General features: G+C 68.7%; 20 protein-coding genes. 13 read left to right on the forward strand and 7 right to left on the reverse strand.

Annotation, left to right across the window (positions count from 1 at the left end; all coding sequences use genetic code 11):
* The first annotated feature begins 102 nt into the window (after positions 1-102).
* The 4 genes from NC7_RS26565 to NC7_RS26580 all read left to right on the forward strand — a co-directional run bounded on the left by NC7_RS26565 (position 103) and on the right by NC7_RS26580 (position 2,161).
* Positions 103-378: a hypothetical protein gene (locus NC7_RS26565; protein WP_067988167.1), complete on the forward strand. Its 276-nt coding sequence runs from the start codon at positions 103-105 to the stop codon at positions 376-378.
* Between the two features lie 72 nt (positions 379-450).
* Positions 451-921, forward strand: coding sequence for a peroxiredoxin (locus NC7_RS26570; protein ID WP_067988170.1), 471 nt, complete (start codon positions 451-453; stop codon positions 919-921).
* Positions 922-983: 62 nt separating this feature from the next.
* Positions 984-1,550: a permease gene (locus tag NC7_RS26575; protein ID WP_067988172.1), complete on the forward strand. Its 567-nt coding sequence runs from the start codon at positions 984-986 to the stop codon at positions 1,548-1,550.
* 143 nt (positions 1,551-1,693) lie between these two features.
* Positions 1,694-2,161, forward strand: coding sequence for a MarR family winged helix-turn-helix transcriptional regulator (locus NC7_RS26580; protein ID WP_067988347.1), 468 nt, complete (start codon positions 1,694-1,696; stop codon positions 2,159-2,161).
* A 40-nt stretch (positions 2,162-2,201) separates the two neighbouring features.
* Here the strand turns inward: NC7_RS26580 and hisI are convergent, their stop codons facing one another.
* A complete protein-coding gene (gene hisI / locus NC7_RS26585) occupies positions 2,202-2,552 on the reverse strand; it encodes a phosphoribosyl-AMP cyclohydrolase (RefSeq protein WP_067988177.1) in 351 nt (116 codons plus the stop codon).
* 7 nt (positions 2,553-2,559) lie between these two features.
* Entirely contained in the window at positions 2,560-3,822 is a 1,263-nt protein-coding gene (locus NC7_RS26590; protein WP_067988182.1) for a PucR family transcriptional regulator, read from the reverse strand.
* A gap of 133 nt (positions 3,823-3,955) precedes the next feature.
* Here NC7_RS26590 and NC7_RS26595 point away from each other — a divergent pair, with 133 nt between their 5' ends.
* The 8 genes from NC7_RS26595 to NC7_RS29755 all read left to right on the forward strand — a co-directional run bounded on the left by NC7_RS26595 (position 3,956) and on the right by NC7_RS29755 (position 11,425).
* Positions 3,956-4,714 carry an ABC transporter ATP-binding protein gene (locus NC7_RS26595; RefSeq protein WP_084458810.1) on the forward strand — a complete coding sequence of 253 codons (759 nt, stop codon included), beginning with the start codon at positions 3,956-3,958 and terminating at the stop codon, positions 4,712-4,714.
* The gene (locus tag NC7_RS26600; protein WP_067988187.1) at positions 4,711-5,436 is read left to right on the forward strand and encodes an ABC transporter ATP-binding protein; all 726 of its coding nucleotides are present in this window, start codon (positions 4,711-4,713) and stop codon (positions 5,434-5,436) included. Before NC7_RS26595 ends, NC7_RS26600 begins: the two co-directional genes overlap by 4 nt.
* Entirely contained in the window at positions 5,433-6,311 is an 879-nt protein-coding gene (locus tag NC7_RS26605; RefSeq protein ID WP_067988189.1) for a branched-chain amino acid ABC transporter permease, read from the forward strand. Before NC7_RS26600 ends, NC7_RS26605 begins: the two co-directional genes overlap by 4 nt.
* Complete coding sequence (locus tag NC7_RS26610; RefSeq protein ID WP_067988192.1) at positions 6,308-7,348, forward strand: branched-chain amino acid ABC transporter permease; 1,041 nt, start codon at positions 6,308-6,310, stop codon at positions 7,346-7,348. Before NC7_RS26605 ends, NC7_RS26610 begins: the two co-directional genes overlap by 4 nt.
* Positions 7,338-8,588, forward strand: a complete 1,251-nt coding sequence (locus tag NC7_RS26615; protein ID WP_067988196.1) for an ABC transporter substrate-binding protein — start codon at positions 7,338-7,340, stop codon at positions 8,586-8,588. Before NC7_RS26610 ends, NC7_RS26615 begins: the two co-directional genes overlap by 11 nt.
* Before the next feature lie 54 nt (positions 8,589-8,642).
* Positions 8,643-9,383: a DUF8020 domain-containing protein gene (locus NC7_RS26620; protein ID WP_157102186.1), complete on the forward strand. Its 741-nt coding sequence runs from the start codon at positions 8,643-8,645 to the stop codon at positions 9,381-9,383.
* 95 nt (positions 9,384-9,478) lie between these two features.
* Complete coding sequence (locus tag NC7_RS26625) at positions 9,479-10,633, forward strand: acyl-CoA dehydrogenase family protein (protein ID WP_067988204.1); 1,155 nt, start codon at positions 9,479-9,481, stop codon at positions 10,631-10,633.
* 60 nt (positions 10,634-10,693) lie between these two features.
* Positions 10,694-11,425, forward strand: a complete 732-nt coding sequence (locus NC7_RS29755; RefSeq protein ID WP_067988206.1) for a hypothetical protein — start codon at positions 10,694-10,696, stop codon at positions 11,423-11,425.
* A 3-nt stretch (positions 11,426-11,428) separates the two neighbouring features.
* On the opposite strand, the gene hisF is transcribed toward NC7_RS29755, so the two are convergent.
* Genes hisF through priA form a run of 3 tightly spaced genes read right to left on the reverse strand, consistent with a single transcriptional unit; the run spans position 11,429 to position 13,789 of the window.
* Complete coding sequence (gene hisF / locus NC7_RS26635; protein WP_067988209.1) at positions 11,429-12,223, reverse strand: imidazole glycerol phosphate synthase subunit HisF; 795 nt, start codon at positions 12,221-12,223, stop codon at positions 11,429-11,431.
* A 5-nt stretch (positions 12,224-12,228) separates the two neighbouring features.
* Positions 12,229-13,050: an inositol monophosphatase family protein gene (locus NC7_RS26640; protein ID WP_067988211.1), complete on the reverse strand. Its 822-nt coding sequence runs from the start codon at positions 13,048-13,050 to the stop codon at positions 12,229-12,231.
* A 7-nt stretch (positions 13,051-13,057) separates the two neighbouring features.
* Positions 13,058-13,789 (reverse strand): bifunctional 1-(5-phosphoribosyl)-5-((5-phosphoribosylamino)methylideneamino)imidazole-4-carboxamide isomerase/phosphoribosylanthranilate isomerase PriA, encoded by a 732-nt coding sequence (gene priA, locus NC7_RS26645; protein WP_067988213.1) that lies wholly within the window; start codon positions 13,787-13,789, stop codon positions 13,058-13,060.
* A 383-nt stretch (positions 13,790-14,172) separates the two neighbouring features.
* On the opposite strand from priA, the gene NC7_RS29760 reads away from it, so the two are divergent.
* Entirely contained in the window at positions 14,173-14,595 is a 423-nt protein-coding gene (locus tag NC7_RS29760; protein WP_067644751.1) for a hypothetical protein, read from the forward strand.
* A gap of 244 nt (positions 14,596-14,839) precedes the next feature.
* On the opposite strand, the gene NC7_RS26655 is transcribed toward NC7_RS29760, so the two are convergent.
* Both NC7_RS26655 and NC7_RS26660 read right to left on the reverse strand, forming a co-directional pair.
* Complete coding sequence (locus NC7_RS26655; RefSeq protein WP_067988216.1) at positions 14,840-15,706, reverse strand: alpha/beta fold hydrolase; 867 nt, start codon at positions 15,704-15,706, stop codon at positions 14,840-14,842.
* Positions 15,707-15,759: 53 nt separating this feature from the next.
* A complete protein-coding gene (locus NC7_RS26660) occupies positions 15,760-16,929 on the reverse strand; it encodes an MFS transporter (protein WP_067988219.1) in 1,170 nt (389 codons plus the stop codon).
* Positions 16,930-17,265: the final 336 nt, after the last annotated feature.

Below are 17,265 nucleotides of genomic sequence, written 5' to 3' on the forward strand. Positions count from 1 at the left end.
CCGCGACGGTCACGACCGGGCGCCGAAAGCCGCCGTGACCGGCATCACTACACTCGCGCGCGTTCCATGTCGCATGCGGTACCCCTTCTTCCGAGAGGAGCCATGTTGAATCCCTCGCATCAGGGCGCACAGATGGGCCGACAGGTCCCTGTGTCGCAGCAGTACAACGGTCCTGGACAGCAGTCCGCGGCGAGCGCGCTCACATCGTTCGTCACCTACGCCAAAGCCATGCAGGATCTGGACGAGAAGTCCTTTCCGATCGAGTACGAAGCACACCGCGATCGCCTCCTGAAGTTGGAGCCGATGCTGCGCGTGCACGGCATCCTCGACGTGATGGAGATCCGCAACCCGAAGATCAAGGCCCTGCTGCAACGCTAGGCCCCCGGTCCCCGTTCACCTCGGTGAGCGGGGATCTTCCGCCCGCCGCACCCGGCCGTTAGGGTCGTGCGCATGCAGCCAGGTGAGACCGCGCCCCCGTTCGAACTTCCCGATCAGTCCGGTGAACTCCGTTCCCTCGACGCCCTGCTGGCCGGTGGGCCGCTCGTGCTGTTCTTCTACCCGGCCGCCAACACTCCGGTCTGCACGGCCGAGGCCTGCCATTTCCGGGATCTGAGTGCCGAATTCGCCGCCCTCGGCGCGTCCTGCGCCGGGATCAGCGCCGACAGTGTCGAGGTGCAGGCCGGTTTCGCGGGTCGACAGCGGCTCGACTACCCCGTCCTGTCCGACGCCGACGGCGCGGTCGCGGCCGGTTTCGGGGTCAAACGCGGACTGCTCGGCAAACTGGCCCCGGTCAAACGGCACACCTTCGTCATCGATACCGATCGGACGATCCTGAAGGTCGTCACCGGCGAGCTGCGCGCGGCCGTGCACGCCGACGAGGCGTTGCGCTTTCTGCGCGAGCGGACGAAATCCGCCGGATAGCGATCAGGAAACGCCGGGCACGGATCGGTGCCCGGCGCGCCCGACGCACCTACGCTGGGAGAATGACAACCGGCGAAGTGCGGTCGAGCGGTCAGAAGTCCACGGCCACCGTGTGGCGTAACCGGGCGATCATCACACTGGCCACAGCGGTCGTGTTGGTGATCGCCTATTTCATCCTCGCGTCGTTCATCCCGCGATGGTGGGCGCAGCGGCTGGCGAACCTGGTGCACGGCAGCTTCACCCAGGGGATCTGGTGGGGCCTGGTCTACGGCCTGGTGTTCACGCTGGTGCCGCTGCTGCTGTTGCTGCTCGCGGTGCGGATGTGGAAACGCAAGGGCGGCAAGTTCATCGCCGGTGTGGCGGTGGTCATCGCACTGCTCGGCGCCCTCCCGAACCTGATGACACTCACCATCGTGCTCGGTGGCAACAATGCGGCGCACGCCGGGGAACGCATCCTCGATGTCGACGCGCCCGCGTTCCGCGGTGCCTGTCTGGTCGGTGCGATCGTGGCCGCGGTTGTGTTCGCCCTCGTGCTCGGACTGATGGGCAAGCGGGGCCTGAACCGCCGCCGCGCGGCCAAGGCGACCCCCGAACCGACCACCGCGCCACCGGTTTCCGGCGAGTACTGAGACTTCGATGACACGTCCCGGGTTGTGAGTGACCTCACGACCCGGGCAATCCGGCGGACGCCACAGCGACGTCGTGGCAAACTCGGTTCGGTGCGCGCCCCCCTCCCCCAGCAGTGCTGCCCGACCACGAGGCGACCTCAGCCATGACCAGATGGCTGGACCCGGTGGAACAGCGCGCGTGGCAGGCGGTAGTCGCCTTGATGACAAGGGTTCCCGCCGCCCTGGACACCCGATTACAGCGCGAATCCGGGCTGACCCATTTCGAATTCCGGGTGCTGAGCCTGCTCTCGGAGGAAGCCGGGCACCGGTTGCAGCTCAGTGATCTCGCCCACAAGGCAAATGCGTCGCTATCGCGACTGTCCCATGTGGTGTCCAAGCTCGAGCGACTCGGCTGGGCACGTCGCGATTCGGCGGCGGGGCGACGCGGCGTGTACGCCGTCCTCACCGACGAGGGCTTCGAGAAGGTCATCGAGGCCACGCCCGGCTATCTCGACGCCGTCCGCAAGCTGGTCCTCGACGGCCTCGACGGTCCACAGACGGCCCAACTGGCGGCTCTCGGCCACACCCTCACCGAACAGCTCGACCGAACCCTGGCCGAAGACTGCGGTTAGCCTCGCTGCCCGCGCACTCCGTCGGCGGGTGCGGGCGAGGTCACTCGGCTTCGCGCGCGAGCAGGACGTCGGTGTCGAAACAGGTGTGGGTGCCGGTGTGACAGGCGGCGCCTTCCTGATCGACGATCAGCAGCACGGTGTCGCCGTCGCAATCGAGGCGCACCTCGTGCACGTACTGCGTGTGGCCGGAGGTCTCCCCCTTCACCCAGTACTGCTGGCGCGAGCGCGAATAGTAGGTACCCCTGCGGGTTTCGAGGGTGCGAGCCAGGGCCTCGTCGTCCATCCAGGCCATCATCAGCACGTCGCCGGTCGCCTTCTCCTGCGCGATCGCGGCGACGAGACCGGCCTCGTTGCGTTTGAGGCGGGCGGCGATGGCGGGATCCAGACTCATCCGTCGTTTATAACAGCTCGATCGCCACGAGCAGCTCGACGAGGTCGTTGACACTGCGCACATTGCGTCCGGTGAGTTCCTGGATGCGGCCCAGCCGGTACTTCGCGGTGTTGAGGTGGATGTGCAGGGCATCGGCGGCTTCGCGCAGGTTCATGTCGGCGGCGGCGAACGCGCGGACGGTGTCGGCGAGGGTGCCGCCGCGGGCACGGTCGTCGGCGAGCGCGGCGCCGACGCGGGGATCGACGAGCTGACGGGTGGTGTCGTCGGCGCGCAACAGCAGGTACCGGAACGGCGTCATCTGCGGCAGCGCGAGCACCCCACCGTCCTCGGGCAGCAGGGCGAGGGCGGCCCTGGCCTGCCGGTGCGCACGCGGGATCTGAGCCACCTCGGTGACCGCGGTACTCACCCCGACGGCCAGTGCCACGCCGTCGGCGGCGAGTTGTTCGCGCAGCGCGCGCAGTCGCTCGCACAGATGCTCGGCCGAACCGTCGGGGCGCAGCGCGGGGATCGCCACGATCTCGCTGTCGCGCACCACCGACAGGGTGCGCAACCCGTTGACACCGGTGCGCGCCAGCGCGGCCGACACCACCTGCCTCGTCTCGCAGAGCGAATCGGCCGACGACGACGGGTCGAGCACCATCGCGGTGACCACGACCAGCGACGCGGTGCGTTCGGTGCCGATCCCGTGCGCGGTGGCCACGGACAGGTGCGGCCCGCTCGCGGGCAGCGCACCGTCGAGCAGCGAGTCCATCAGCGCCTGGCCGTCGCGGCTCGATTCCGCGGTGACGTACTGCTGGAATTCCAGGTAGGCGTCGGTGGCCTGGGTGCTGATCAGGTCGGTGTAGCGGGCCAGCGGTCCGGCCAGCGACAGCACCGCCTCGCGTCCCGCCTCGGTGTCGCCCGCGTGGGCGAGCAGCGATTTCCAGATCGCCCGCTGACCGAGCCGGAACGCGGCGATGTAGTCGACCAGCGGCAACCCGCAGCGGGCACGGCGCGCGGCGGCCTGCCTGGCGTAGGAGACATCGGCCGGGGTGACCCGTTTACGCTCGAGCAGGGCACCGAGCCCGGTGCGGCTGAGCCGGGCCAGCTGGTCGTGCACGTCGGCGAGGAAACCGGGGTCGGCGGTGTCATAGCCGGGCAACTCGACGCGCAACTTCGCCATCACATCGTCGGCGATCTCGTCGGCGTGCTCGTAGGCGCATCCGACGATCCGGGCGCGTTCGGCGTGCACCGGGTCGGAGTGGCCGAGCAGTTGTGATCCAGCTGACATGTCCGGGGAGTTTGCAGGGCCGCGATCGGAGTGTCAACCAGATCACACTGTCCGCAGCGGACGACACCGGTGCCGTGTTTTTGGTCCACAACGTCCGATGTGGGCGCTGACCAGCGCTCTTAGTGTTCGTCCCATGCTCGACATAACCCACCTGACGGTGCGCTTCGGCGGGATCACCGCCCTGCAGGATGTGGGGTTCACGGTCGCCGCGGGCGAGATGGTCGGTCTGATCGGGCCCAACGGCGCGGGTAAGACGACCCTGTTCAACTGTCTCACCCGTCGCAACCGTCCCACCTCCGGTACCTTGCGCTATCTCGACACGGACCTGACCACGGTCCGCCCCGACGCGCTGGCCGGGCTCGGCATCGCCCGCACCTTCCAGAACCTCGGTCTGTTCTCCCGCATGTCGGTGCGCGACAACGTGCTCGTCGGCACCCATCACCGCACCCGAGGCGGCTTCGTCTCGGCGGGGCTGCGGATGCCGTGGGTCGGGCGCGCGGAGCGGCAATTGCGCGGTGAGGTCGACGAGTTGCTCGCCCGGCTCGACCTCACCGACGTCGCCGACCACCCGGCCGCCGGGCTGCCCTTCGGCACGCTCAAGCGGATCGAGCTGGCGCGGGCGCTGGCGGTGCGGCCCCGACTGTTGCTGCTCGACGAACCGGTGAACGGCCTGAGCCACGGTGAGGTCGACGAGTTCGCCGCGCGGCTGCGCGCTCTGCAGACCGAGCTCGACCTCACCGTCGTCGTCGTGGAACACCACATGGGTTTCGTGATGAACACCTGCGACCGCGTGGTGTGCCTCGAGTTCGGGCAGGTGATCGCCGAGGGCGAACCCGAAGCGGTACAGAGCGATCCGGCCGTCGTCCGCGCCTACCTTGGGGCCGCCTCATGAGCGAATTCCTGACCGTCACCGATCTGCACGCGGGCTACGGAGCGGCGAAAGTGCTGCACGGCGTGAGCTTCTCGGTCGCCGAGGGCGACGTGTGCGCGGTCCTCGGCCCCAACGGCGCGGGCAAGACCACGCTCCTGCGCGCCCTGTGCGGGATGGTGAAGGTGCGCGGCACCCTGCGCCTGCACGGCGAGGATGTGACCGGGCGGGCGCCCGAGGCGATGGCCCGGCTCGGTGTCGCCCACGTGCCCGAGGGTCGCGGCACCTTCGCCCCGCTCACCGTCGAGGAGAACCTGCGCCTGGGCGCCTACTCCCGCCGCGACCGCGCGGGCATCGAGTCCGACCTGCGCCGCGTCTACGAGTACTTCCCGATCCTGCACGACAAGCGGCGCGACCCGGCGGGCGGCCTGTCCGGTGGTCAGCAGCAGATGGTCGCCATCGGCCGGGCGCTGATGCTGCGCCCGCGTCTGCTGCTGCTCGACGAACCGTCGCTCGGGCTCTCCCCACTGGTCACCCAGGAACTGTTCGGGATCGTGCACACCATCAACGCAGAGGAACGCACCACCGTGATAGTCGTCGAACAGAACGCCCACCTGGCGCTGGGTGTCGCGCATCGGGCGCATGTACTCGAGTCGGGCCGGATCGTGTTGTCCGGCAGCGCCGACGAGATCAAGGCCGACGAACAAGTCGTCCGCTCCTACCTGGGATACCGGGTGCAGCCGTGACCGAATTCGTGCAGCAGCTCGTCGAGGGGCTCTCGGCGGGCGCGATCTACGCGGGGCTGGCGCTGGCGCTCGTCCTCATCTACCGGTTCACCGGGGTGGCGAACTTCGCCCAGGGTGAGTTGGCCATGTTCTCGGCGTTCATCGCCTGGCAACTGAGTCAGGTGATGCCGTTCTGGGCCGCGTTGCTCCTGACGCTGGTTGTCTCGTTCGTCGCGGGCATGGTGATCGAGCGGGTGGTGATCCGCCCGGTCGAAGGCAAACCGGAGATCACCCTGGTGATCGTCACCGTCGGCTTGTTCTTCACCGTGCACGCGGCGGCGGGCTGGATCTGGTCCTACCAGGTGAAGGCGTTCCCGAATCCCTTCCCGGACGGCGCGTTCCGGCTGGCCGGGGTCAGTGTCGGCTTCGGCAGTCTCGGGATCTTCGCCGTCGTCGGCCTGGTGATGGCACTGCTGTATCTGCTGTTCCGCTACACCGCGATCGGGTTGGCCATGCGGGCGGTGGCGTGTAATCCGCAGTCGGCCAGGCTCGTCGGAATCCGGGTCGGCACCGTGCTCTCCCTCGGATGGGGACTCGCGGCGCTGGTCGGGTCGGTGTCGGGCGTGCTGTCGGCGCCGCTGCTGTTCCTCGATCCCAACATGATGAGCGGTGTCCTGATCTACGCCTTCGCGGCGGCGACGCTCGGCGGGTTCGACTCCCCCGGCGGCGCGGTGGCGGGCGGCTTGATCGTCGGCGTCGCCGAAACCCTCACCGGCGCGTATGTCGACGCGATCGGCACCGAACTCAAGATCGGTGTGCCGCTGGTGATCATCCTGGGCGTGCTGTTGCTTCGCCCCCAAGGTCTGTTCGGACACGCGGCGGTGGAACGGGTATGAGTGACGTGAGAGTTTCGACGGCGACATCGGTCGCGCCCCAGCCGGAACCGGCCCGTGCGCGGTGGCGTGCCCCCCGGATTCCGCTGGTCTTCACGGCCGCGGTCCTGCTGCTCGCCTGTGCCGCGCCGTTCCAGCTGGTTCCCTTCCATACCTTCCAGCTGGCCATGGCGATGATCTACGCGGTCACCCTGCTCGGGCTGAACCTGCTCGTCGGCCACACCGGCCAGATCTCACTCGGCCACGGCGCGTTCTTCGCGGTCGGCGCCTACACGGCCGCGATCGCGATGCATCAGTGGGGCACACCGTATTTCGCGACGATCCCGCTCGCGGCAGCGGTCACCGTCGTGCTCGGCTTCGCCCTCGGTATCCCGGCGTTGCGGCTGCGCGGGCTGTACTTGGCGCTGGTCACGATGTCCATCGCGATCTTCCTGGTGCCCTTGCTGAAACGATTCGACGGGCTCACCGGGGGTTCGATGGGTCTCGGTGTCGACAAGCCGGTGCCACCGGCCTGGACCGGACTCGCCGAGGACCAGTGGCTGTACTTCCTCGCCCTGGCCACCACCGCGCTGAGTTTCGTGCTGGTCGCCGGAATGCTGCGGTCAAGAGTCGGGCGCGCCCTGCACGCGGTGCGCGACAACGAGACCGCCGCCGAGGTGCTCGGGGTGAACCTGGCGCACTACAAGACCCTGGCCTTCGCCTGGAGCGCGTTGCTCGCCGGTGTCGCGGGCTGTGTCTACACCTGGGTGATCGCCTTCGTCTCCCCCGACTCGTTCGCGCTCACCCTGTCGATCACGCTGCTCGCCGGGCTCGTCGTCGGCGGTCTCGGCACCACGTGGGGACCGGTGCTGGGCGGACTGTTCGTGATGTTCGTGCCGAGCCTGGCTCAGGACGTCAATCAGGCCGCGCCCGGCGTCATCTTCGGACTGCTGATCATCGCGGTCATGTACCTCGCACCCCAGGGACTGGCCGGTCTGGCCACCCGATGGGCGCACTGGCTCGGACACCGTGTCCGGAAAGGGAGAACTCATGCGTACTAGGACAATCCAGTGCCTCGGGGTGGCCGCCGCGTTGGTCGCCACGCTCACCGCCTGCGGTGGCCGCGGTGCCGACACCGGCACCGTCGGCCAGGGCGACTGCCAGGGCCAGCAGACCACCGGCATCACCGACAGCACCCTCAAACTCGGTGGCGTGTACCCGCTGTCGGGTCCGGCCTCGGCCTACGGTGAGGTGCCCAAGGGCATCAAGGCCTACTTCGACTACGTCAACGCCGAACAGGGCGGAATCGGCGGCCGCCAGGTCGAGTACCTCGTCCGCGACGACGGCTACCAGCCGCCCAAGACCGTCGAGGAGACCCGCCGTCTGGTCGAACAGGACCAGGTGTTCGCGGTCTTCCAGACCCTGGGTACCGCCACCTCTTCGGCGGTGAGCGACTATCTCGGTCAGCGCAAGGTGCCGCAGGTGTTCGTCGCCACGGGTGCGACGAAGTTCGGCTCCGAGGACCATCCGTGGACCATCGGCTGGCAGCCCAGCTACCGCACCGAGGGCCTGGCCTACGCCGAGTACGTGAAGAAGCAGCGACCGAACGCCACCGTCGCGGTGCTGTATCAGAACGACGACTTCGGCAAGGACCTGCTCGCCGCGTTCCGTGAGGGCGCCGAGGGCAGCGGGGTGAAGGTGGTCGCGGAGCAGAGCTTCGAGGTCACCGACCCCACCGTCGACGCGCAGGTCCGCAACCTGGCCAACTCCGGCGCCGAGGTGATGCTCAACTTCTCGACGCCGAAGTTCGCCTCCCAGGCGCTGGCCGCCGACGTGCGCAACACCGCCTGGAACCCGCTGCACATCCTCACCCAGGTGTCCAACACCATGGCCACCCTGCGACCGGTCGGCCTGCCCAATATCCAGGGCACGGTGAGCGCGGCGTTCCTCAAGGACCCCGCCGATCCCCGCTGGGCCACCGACCCGGGCATGCAGACGTTCAAGTCGAAGCTGAGCCAGTACGCGCCGGGCGCCGACACCGGCAACCAGCACGCGATGGCGGGCTGGGCGATGGCGCAGAGCTTCCACAAGACCCTCGACGCGGCGAAGTGCCCGACCAGGGAGGGCCTGCGCGACGCGATGCGTTCGCTCGACAACGTCTCCGCCGACCTGATGCTGCCCGGTATCAGCATGAAAACCGGTGCGGGCGACGGCTTCCCGCTCGAAGCGGTCGGCATCCAGACCTTCGCAGGTGAGCACTGGTCGCTCACCGAGGGCCTGATCGATACCTCCGGCAAGTAGTCCCGTGCCGCGAGGCACCCAGTTCACCCACGATCGATGAGGATCACCATGAAGATGTCAACCACCCTCGCGACGGCCGCGCTGACGGCGCTGACGTTGTGCGTCGGCACCGCCAACGCCCAGGCCGAGCCCACCCAGACCGATGTCCACTACGAGGTCAGCCGACAGGGCGACGCGGCGGTGCTGTCGACGAACGACGGAGAACTGCAGGTCGTCGACGGTCAGCTCGTGCTCACCACCAAGGCCGACGTGCCGGTCGCGGCGCTGCCCCTGTCGTACCGGATGGACGACAAGGTATTCCCGATCGCGGCGACCATCGATGGCGACCGCGCCACCCTCACTCCATCACGTGACGGTGGCGCACCGGTCGAAGCGGCCACGAATGTCATCACCCAGGACGCCGCCGTGCAGCAGGTCGCCGAATCACTCACCCCCCGTGACCAATCCGCGCTCGGTGTGTTCGCGCAGCGGCTCACCATCGGCAGCGCCGTCGCCGCCATCATCGGCGCGGTCCTCGGCGGTGGTGTGGGCTGTCTGGTCGGTGGCGCGGCCGGAGCGGTCATCGCCAGCCCGGTGATCGTGCTGCTCGCGCCGTGGGTCGGCGCGACCGTCGCCGGGTGTGTGCTCGGCGCGGCCACCCTCGGCGCGGTTGGCACGATGGTCGGACTGGTCACCGTCGGCGGTCCGCTGGCACTGTTCGCCGCCTACCAGTACTTCTCCACCATCCTCACCCCGTGCCCGGCCGAGCTGGGTGCCTACTGCAAGGACCCCGGGGTGCCCGCCCCCGCGAAGTGACCGATCTCGTCCGATGCCGGGCCGCGAACACGGAGGTGTTCGCGGCCCGGCCGTGCGCACCGGCGGGCTGTGCGCCGACAACAGGGGAATCACGCATGCGCAGAACAGCTTCCGACGACGATCTCGTCGCCTTCCGGGCCACGATCCGGGCGTTCATCGACGCCGAGGTGGTACCGAGCTTCGGCCGGTGGTATCGGGACGGTCTCGTGCCGCGCGAATTCTATTACCGGCTGGGCGATCTCGGCGTGTTCGGGCTGGAGGTGCCGGTCGAGTTCGGTGGATCGGGCCACAACTCCCTGGCCTACCGCGGGGTGCTCGCCGAGGAGATCGCCAGGGCCGCTGTGTCGTTCGGTGGTGCCAGCGCGCACCTCGCCCGCTGCCTGCCGCTGATCACCGCGCTCGCCACCCCGGCGCAGCAGGCCCGGTGGCTGCCCGGTGTCGTCACCGGTGACACGATGTTCGCGCTCGCGGTGTCCGAACCCGGTACGGGATCGGAGCCGGAGGGGATGCGCACGACCGCGCCCCAGACCGCCGAGGGCACCTATGTACTGAACGGCTCGAAGACCTATGTCATCGGCGGGGTGCACGCCGACCGGGTGATCGTGTGCGCCCGCACCGCGCCGCCGCGCCCCGACGATCCGGCTTTCGGCCTGTCGCTGCTTGTCGTCGATGCGAGCGCCGCCGGTTTCCGGGTGGGCCGACGACTGGACACTCTGGGGCGCAAGGTCAGCGGCACCGCGGAACTCACCTTCACCGACGTGCGTGTGCCCGCCGCCGACCTGCTCGGCGACCCGCATCGCGCCGCCGCGCACCTGGCGGTCCAGTTGCCGCAGCAGCGGCTCGGCATCGCGGTCGGCGCCTACGCCCGCGCCAAGGCGGCGATCCGCTTCACCCGCAACCACACCCGCGACGGCGTCCCGATCACCCGTCCGGTCGCCGCCGTCCAGCACACCAAGTTCGAATTGGCGGGTTGCCGCGCCGAGGTCGACGCCATCGAAGCCGTGGTCGACCGTGCTCTTTCGGCCCACGACCGCGACGAACTCGACCCGGCACACGCCGCGTCCGCCGAACTGTTCGCCACCGAGACCGCGGGCCGGGTGATCGATCGCTGCCTCCAACTGCACGGCGGCGCGGGCTATCTCACCGACTCCCCGATCGCTCGCCTGTACGCGGACCACCGCGTCGACCGACTCCAGGGCGGCGACAGCGACACCCTGCGCACGCTCATCGCCGCCGACATGGGTCTCTAGATCCCGGTGTCGGTGGTGTTGACTACGATCGGTCGAGTTCGTTTCACACAGGGGGATTTCATGCATCCACAACAGTCGTATCCGCCGCCCGGTCAGCCGGGGTATCCGCAGCAGCAGTTCGGCGGACAACCACCGCAATTCGGTGGGTATACGCGGCAACCGGGTGGGGCCCAGCCGCAGCAGTTCGGCGCACCAGCGCAGCAGTTCGGTGCGTCGCCACCACGGCAGGTCCCGGCGCCGCCGCAGCAGCAGTTCGGCGCACCCACATCCCAGCCGGGGTCTCCTCAGCCGGGCGCGCCGATCGATGTCACCTACGTGTGCGACGACAACACGGCCAAGCGCTTGAACCGTGCTGCCGCCCTGGTCAGCTTCCGCCTGCCCAACAAATGGGGTCTGTTGCTGGCACTACCGGCTTTCATGCTCGCCCGTGGCACCATCTCGGTGCTCTCCGACGGTGGCGAGGCCGTCATCGGCGAGATGGCGGGCGCGTTCTTCATCGTCGTCGCCTTCGAACTGGTGGTCATCGCGCTGGCGGTGGGATTGCAACTGGCGCGGGTGAACCCGAAGTTCAAGGCCATCGCGGGCCCCGGCCATCAGATGCGCGCGCAATACACCGATGACGCGGTGCGCCTGTGGCAGACCACCGGTGAGGTCACCAACCGATACGTCGATTTCAAACGGGTGCTCACCCAGGGCGACGTGGTGTTCCTACAGCCAACGGGCACACAGGGATTCGTGGTGCCGCGCGAACTCGTGCCCGACGCCGCACTGGCCCGGTTACGGCGGGCCTGAGCGTCAGCGGACGGTGATGCCGTCCGTGCGCATGGCGTCCTTCACCTGGGCGATCGTCAGGTCGCCGAAGTGGAAGACGCTGGCCGCGAGGACGGCGTCGGCCCCCGCCCGCACGGCGGGCGGGAAGTGCTCGACCGCGCCCGCACCACCGCTGGCGATCACCGGAACGTGCACGGCGGCCCGGACGGCGGCGATCATCGGCAGGTCGAAGCCCGCCTTGGTGCCGTCGGCGTCCATCGAGTTGAGCAGGATCTCGCCGACACCGAGTTCGGCGCCACGGATGGCCCATTCGACGGCGTCGATGCCGGTGCCACGCTTGCCGCCGTGGGTGGTGACCTCCCAGCCGGACGGGGTGTCGGGCTGACCGTCTGGCACGGTGCGCGCGTCGACCGAGAGCACGATGCACTGGGAGCCGAAACGCTGCGACATCTCCGAGAGCACCTCGGGGCGGGCGATGGCGGCGGTGTTCACCGACACCTTGTCGGCGCCTGCGCGCAGCAGGCGGTCCACGTCCTCGACCGTGCGCACCCCGCCACCGACGGTGAGCGGGATGAAGATCTGCTCGGCGGTGCGCGTCACCACGTCGAGCATGGTGGCGCGGTCGCCGGTGGAGGCGGTGACGTCGAGAAAGGTGAGTTCGTCGGCGCCCTGGGCGTCGTAGGTGGCGGCCAGTTCCACCGGGTCACCCGCGTCGCGCAGGTTCTGGAAGTTCACGCCCTTGACCACCCGGCCCGCGTCCACATCGAGACAGGGGATCACGCGGACGGCCAGCGTGCTCTGCTGTGTGCTGGTACCCATCGTGTTCAACCTCGTTCTTCGTCGCTGACCGCGCAGATCATGTCAAGGAGTTCTTCGTGCACACCCGGTGCGGCGGCGAGCACCGAGCCGGAGGTGATGGTCCACGGCTCGCCCGCCAGGTCGGTGACCACCCCGCCCGCGGCCCGAACCAGCGCGACCCCGGCGGCGTTGTCCCACGGATGATGACCGAACACCACCGCGCCACCGAGCACGCCGGAGGCGGTGAAAGCCAGGTCGATCCCGGTCGCGCCGTGCATGCGAACCCGCGACGACAACCGGCTCAGCGCACCGAGCAGGTCGAACCGGAACTGACCGGGGATGCGTCCGGCCGAATCCAGGTTGAACGCGCCGAAACCGATCATGGCGTCGGCGAGCTTGCCCGGTGCCAGCGGCGGCAGCGCCACCCCGTCGAGCGACACCGGACCGCCGCGCACCGCGGCGTATCGTCGGCCGAGGCCGGGCAACCAGGTCGCGCCGATCACCGGTTCGCCCTCGTGGACCAGGGCGAGCAAAATGCCCGACATCGGGTGCCCCACCGAATAGTTGAAAGTGCCGTCGATCGGGTCGAGCACCCAGGCCGTGCCGGACGTCAGCTCCGGGCCGCCGAATTCCTCGCCGTGCACCGCGATTCCGGTGCGCTGGCGCAACTGCGCGGAGATGGTGCGTTCGAGCTCGAGGTCGAGTTCGGTGGCGAAGTCGTTGCGGCCCTTGGCCACCGCGCTCGGCGCGCCGACGCCTTCCAGATAGCGCGGGACCACCCCGTCCAACACCTGGGTGGCGACGGCCAGCAGGTCGGTCAGTTCGGCGGTGCTCGGCGCGGTGGTCATGGCGAGGTCAGCGCACCGCGGCCAGGGCTTCGGGCAGGGTGAACCGGCCCGCGTACAACGCCTTGCCGATGATGGCGCCCTCGACACCGTCGTCGGTGAGACCAGCGATGGCGACCAGGTCGTCGAGCACCGAGATGCCGCCGGAGGCGACGACGGGCGCCTCGGCGGCATTGGCCACCTGGGCGAGCAGGTCGAGGTTGGGGCCGGTGAGCGTGCCGTCCTTGGAGACATCGGTGACCACATAGCGGGCGCACCCGTCACGCTCGAGGCGCTCGAGGACCTCCCAGAGGTCGCCACCGTCGGTCACCCAGCCACGTCCGCGCAGCCGCCATTCGCCGTCGATCTGCTTGACGTCGAGCCCGACCGCGATCCGGTCGCCGTACTCGCCGAGGACGCGGGCACACCACTGCGGGTTCTCGATCGCGGCGGTGCCGATGTTCACGCGCGCGCAGCCGGTGGCCAGCGCCGCCTTCAGCGAGTCGTCGTCGCGGATGCCGCCGGAGAGTTCGACCTTCACGTCCAGCTCGCCGATCACCTGGGCGATCAGCTCACGATTGCTGCCCTTGCCGAAGGCCGCGTCGAGGTCGACCAGGTGCACCCATTCGGCACCGGCCTCCTGCCACGCGAGCGCGGCGTCGCGGGGCGACCCGTATCCGGTTTCGCTACCGGCCTCCCCCTGGACGAGGCGCACGGCCTCCCCATTGGCGACATCGACCGCGGGCAACAGCACAAGACTCACAACGACCAGACTAGTAGGTCTCCCCCGTCGAGCCCGCAACGGTCCTGGTCGGTGCGCCCTGGGTCACTCGGGCCACCCCGAGCGCATACCCGAACCCCCACAACCGATGTGTGCCATGAGTTTGCCGTAATTCCGACGACTGATAGCCACTGATGCGCCAGCAGTTATGTGACCGATCGAACAAACCCGGTTGACCTGCGGAAACATTCCGTTTACCAAGTATTAATGGTGATTATCACCACGCGGAATCAATTAGCAATTCGTTTCCCGCATCGATTAGCTTTTCGTTTTGTCGGCAGGAACACCAACCCCTATCGAGTTCATCGCCGCACCGCCCCTCTGCGTTACCAGCCTGTGATTGCAGGCACCGAAAGGAAAATCCCATGACTCGCAAGACCCTCGCTGTTGCCGGTGCCCTTGCCATCGCCGTGCTCGGCCCCGCTGCCGCCGCCAACGCCTTCACCGGCTCGGCCGCCGCCGCCACCGGGTCCGCCGCCCTCGGCGCCACCGGTTCGGCCGCCCTCGGCGCGACCGGTTCCGCAGGTGCCGGCGCTGCCGGTGCCGGTGCCGCCGGTACCGGTTCGGCCGCTGCCCTGCCCGCCCTGGCCACCGGTTCGGCCGGTCTCGGTGCCGCGGGCACCGGTTCGGCGGGCCTCGGTGCCGCCGGTACCGGTTCGGCCGCCGCGCTCGCGGGCCTCGAGGTGCTCGAGACCGGCAGCTCGGCATTCGACAGCCTCACCAGCGGTGGCGCCAACATCGTCGACATCCTGCTCGGCGCGCGCGAACTCAACACCCCCGCCGAGTAATTCGACGCGGCAGAACTTGCCGACCACCCCCTCTGGTCGGTGCCGGATGCGGTGACGTGCCAAGTGCACGTCACCGCATTCTTTTGTCTCCGAACAATTTCCACAGGACAATAGCTGTCGAATTTGCGCGAAAATTACCAATTCGGGCACGAGTCGGCACCCGCGCGACTGTACCCATCCCTCACGGTCGGCTGAGACATGCGATACCGCCCCGCGCGAGCGCGCGGGGCGGTGTCGGGAGCCGTCAGGCCAGGACCCGGCCGAGGAAGTCGCGGATCAGCGCGGCGATCTCGGGACCGTGCGTCTCGAGCGCGAAGTGACCCGTGTCGAGCAGGTGCAGTTCGGCGTCGGGCAGATCGCGCAGGTAGGCACGGGCGCCGTCGGCACCGAAGATCTCGTCGTGCTCACCCCAGGCGATCAGCATCGGCGGACGGTGCTCGGCGAAGTACTTCTGGAAGCCGGGGTAGCCGTCGAGATTGTTCTTGTAGTCGAAGAACAACTGGAGCTGGATCTCCTTGTTGCCCGGACGATCCAGGTAGGCCTGGTCAAGTGTCCAGGTGTCGGGGCTGACCAGGGGCAACCGGTCGGCCGGAACACCGTGGGTGTACTGCCATTTCGTGGCGTCGAGCTCGAGCAGCTTGCGCACCTCGGGTTCATGGGTGACCCGGTCACCGGCGTGCGCGAAGAGTACCTCCCAGAACGGGGTGAAACCTTCCATGTAGGCGTTGCCGCTCTGGGTGATGATCGCGGTGATCCGCTCCGGATGCCGCGCGGCGATGCGCAGACCGATGGGGGCGCCGTAGTCCTGGATGTAGAGGGCGAACCGCTCGATGCCGAGGGTGTCGAGCAGTTCCAGGGTGATGCCGGTGAGCGCGTCGAAGGTGTAGTCGAATTCGTCGACGCTCGGCGCGCCCGACTGACCGAAACCGAGGTGATCGGGTGCGATGACGTGGTACTCGTCGGCGAGCGCCGGGATCAGGTCGCGGAACATGGCGGAGCTGCTCGGGAAGCCGTGCAGCAGGAGCACAGTTGGCTTGTCCGGGTCGCCCGCTTCCCGGTAGAAGATGGTCTGTCCCTGGATCTGGACGCTGTTGTGACGGGTCTGGCTCATGGGTATCTCTTTCTCGATAGCTGACCTGGACGAACTCGCCGCGGCGATTCGTCTCAGGCGGTGACCGGCTCGCGGTCGCGAACCGGGGTGATCAACAGGGCCGCGGCGACGGTGAACACCGCGCCGAGGGCGAAATAGCCGCGATAGCTGTCGGTGAGGGCGTGTACGACCGTGGCCACCCCGAGCCCGGCGGCGGCCGCGAGCTGGTGGGTGATCCAGGCCGGAGCGAGGGTGCGGCCCATCCGGGCGGGGTCGAGACCACGCGAGAGGATCGCCATGGTCAGCGGGATGATCGGGAACGAGGCGATGCCGAACAGCACCGCCACCACGACCAGCACCTGCGGTCCCGGGACGAACACGGCGGGCAGCAGTGCCGCCAGCCGCACCGAATAGAGCACTCGCAGCAGGGTTTCCGGTGGGTGGCGCCGCAGCAGCCGCACCATCGCAGCCGAGGTCACGCCCGCCGTCAGCGCGGCGAGTGCGACGAGCCTGCCCGCCCCGGCGACCGTCCAACCCTGCTCCACCGCGTGCTTGGGCAGCATCAGGACGACCACATACAGCGTTGCCGCGTGTAATCCGAAGCCGACCAACATCTTCCAGCGATCGGCGAGCGACTCCCCTGATCCGGCATCGGAGCGAACCCGCTCGTCGGTCGGCAAGACCATGGCCAGCACGACCGTCGCGCCCAAACCGATCACGCCCAGGATCGCGAAGGTGCCGCGGACCCCGACCGGGCCGAACAGTCCGGTGGCCAACCAGGGCGCGACCAGTTGCCCCACATTGATGCCGATCGCCGCCCGCGCCATGGCGGGCCCGGCATTCGCACCGTGGGCGCGACCGAGCAGGGTGGTGACGGTGAGCGTCGAGGAAGACGCGAACCCCAGTCCGCCCAGCACCATGTAGGCGGCGACGAACTGCCAGGTCCGGGTCACCTCGGCCAGGACGAGGTAACTGCTCGAGATCAGGGTGAGGCCACCGAGCAGCACGAGCTTGGGCCCGACCCGGTCGAGCAACCGACCGATGCCGTGCTGGGCCAGGCCGGTGACCGCGGTGCCGAGGGCGGCGGCGACCGCGGGCACGGTGGCCGAGATGCCGTACTCGGCGGCCGCCGGAGCGAAGAACACGCCCATGGTGAAGTTCAGGCCGAACGACACGGTCATGGCCGCCAGCCCGGCCCAGGCCAGCTGCTCCGGCCGCACCGCATAGGTCCGCGGGCCGCTCACGACCGCCTCCTCGCCCGCTCGATCGTTCTCATCGGACTTGCCTCAGTGGGCGTGGTGGCGGTGTCGGGCTGGACGAGAGCAGACGAGACATGAGAGACCTTCCACTGATATGGGCTAACCGTTCAAAGATGTTTGAACAGTTAGCACTGGCGAGTTCATTCCCGGTTCCGATGGGAGAGTTTCGGATTCGAGTCGAGCGCCGTGGGGCGCACTGGAAACGCTACGGCTGACCACCGGCGCCGACGGCGGACTACCGACGCCCGCCTGCGGACTTTCCGCGCCACTGTCTCCACTCGAAACGAGTTCGGCCGGTGCCCGGGTTCGGGACTAGCATCT

It is taken from the genome of Nocardia caishijiensis NBRC 108228 (assembly GCF_001612825.1).
In the GTDB taxonomy this organism is placed as follows: Bacteria; Actinomycetota; Actinomycetes; order Mycobacteriales; family Mycobacteriaceae; genus Nocardia; species Nocardia caishijiensis.

Excerpts from the sequence above, each read along its gene's own strand:
- hisI (WP_067988177.1), bottom strand. The coding sequence starts at position 2,552 with ATGAGTCTGGATCCCGCCATCGCCGCCCGCCTCAAACGCAACGAGGCC.
- NC7_RS26565 (WP_067988167.1), top strand. The coding sequence starts at position 103 with ATGTTGAATCCCTCGCATCAGGGCGCACAGATGGGCCGACAGGTCCCT.
- NC7_RS26625 (WP_067988204.1), top strand. The coding sequence starts at position 9,479 with ATGCGCAGAACAGCTTCCGACGACGATCTCGTCGCCTTCCGGGCCACG.
- NC7_RS26640 (WP_067988211.1), bottom strand. The coding sequence starts at position 13,050 with ATGACCACCGCGCCGAGCACCGCCGAACTGACCGACCTGCTGGCCGTC.
- NC7_RS26595 (WP_084458810.1), top strand. The coding sequence starts at position 3,956 with ATGCTCGACATAACCCACCTGACGGTGCGCTTCGGCGGGATCACCGCC.
- NC7_RS26655 (WP_067988216.1), bottom strand. The coding sequence starts at position 15,706 with ATGAGCCAGACCCGTCACAACAGCGTCCAGATCCAGGGACAGACCATC.
- NC7_RS26600 (WP_067988187.1), top strand. The coding sequence starts at position 4,711 with ATGAGCGAATTCCTGACCGTCACCGATCTGCACGCGGGCTACGGAGCG.
- NC7_RS26570 (WP_067988170.1), top strand. The coding sequence starts at position 451 with ATGCAGCCAGGTGAGACCGCGCCCCCGTTCGAACTTCCCGATCAGTCC.
- hisF (WP_067988209.1), bottom strand. The coding sequence starts at position 12,223 with ATGGGTACCAGCACACAGCAGAGCACGCTGGCCGTCCGCGTGATCCCC.
- NC7_RS26610 (WP_067988192.1), top strand. The coding sequence starts at position 6,308 with ATGAGTGACGTGAGAGTTTCGACGGCGACATCGGTCGCGCCCCAGCCG.
- NC7_RS26590 (WP_067988182.1), bottom strand. The coding sequence starts at position 3,822 with ATGTCAGCTGGATCACAACTGCTCGGCCACTCCGACCCGGTGCACGCC.
- NC7_RS26615 (WP_067988196.1), top strand. The coding sequence starts at position 7,338 with ATGCGTACTAGGACAATCCAGTGCCTCGGGGTGGCCGCCGCGTTGGTC.
- NC7_RS29755 (WP_067988206.1), top strand. The coding sequence starts at position 10,694 with ATGCATCCACAACAGTCGTATCCGCCGCCCGGTCAGCCGGGGTATCCG.
- NC7_RS26580 (WP_067988347.1), top strand. The coding sequence starts at position 1,694 with ATGACCAGATGGCTGGACCCGGTGGAACAGCGCGCGTGGCAGGCGGTA.
- NC7_RS26575 (WP_067988172.1), top strand. The coding sequence starts at position 984 with ATGACAACCGGCGAAGTGCGGTCGAGCGGTCAGAAGTCCACGGCCACC.
- NC7_RS29760 (WP_067644751.1), top strand. The coding sequence starts at position 14,173 with ATGACTCGCAAGACCCTCGCTGTTGCCGGTGCCCTTGCCATCGCCGTG.
- NC7_RS26620 (WP_157102186.1), top strand. The coding sequence starts at position 8,643 with ATGTCAACCACCCTCGCGACGGCCGCGCTGACGGCGCTGACGTTGTGC.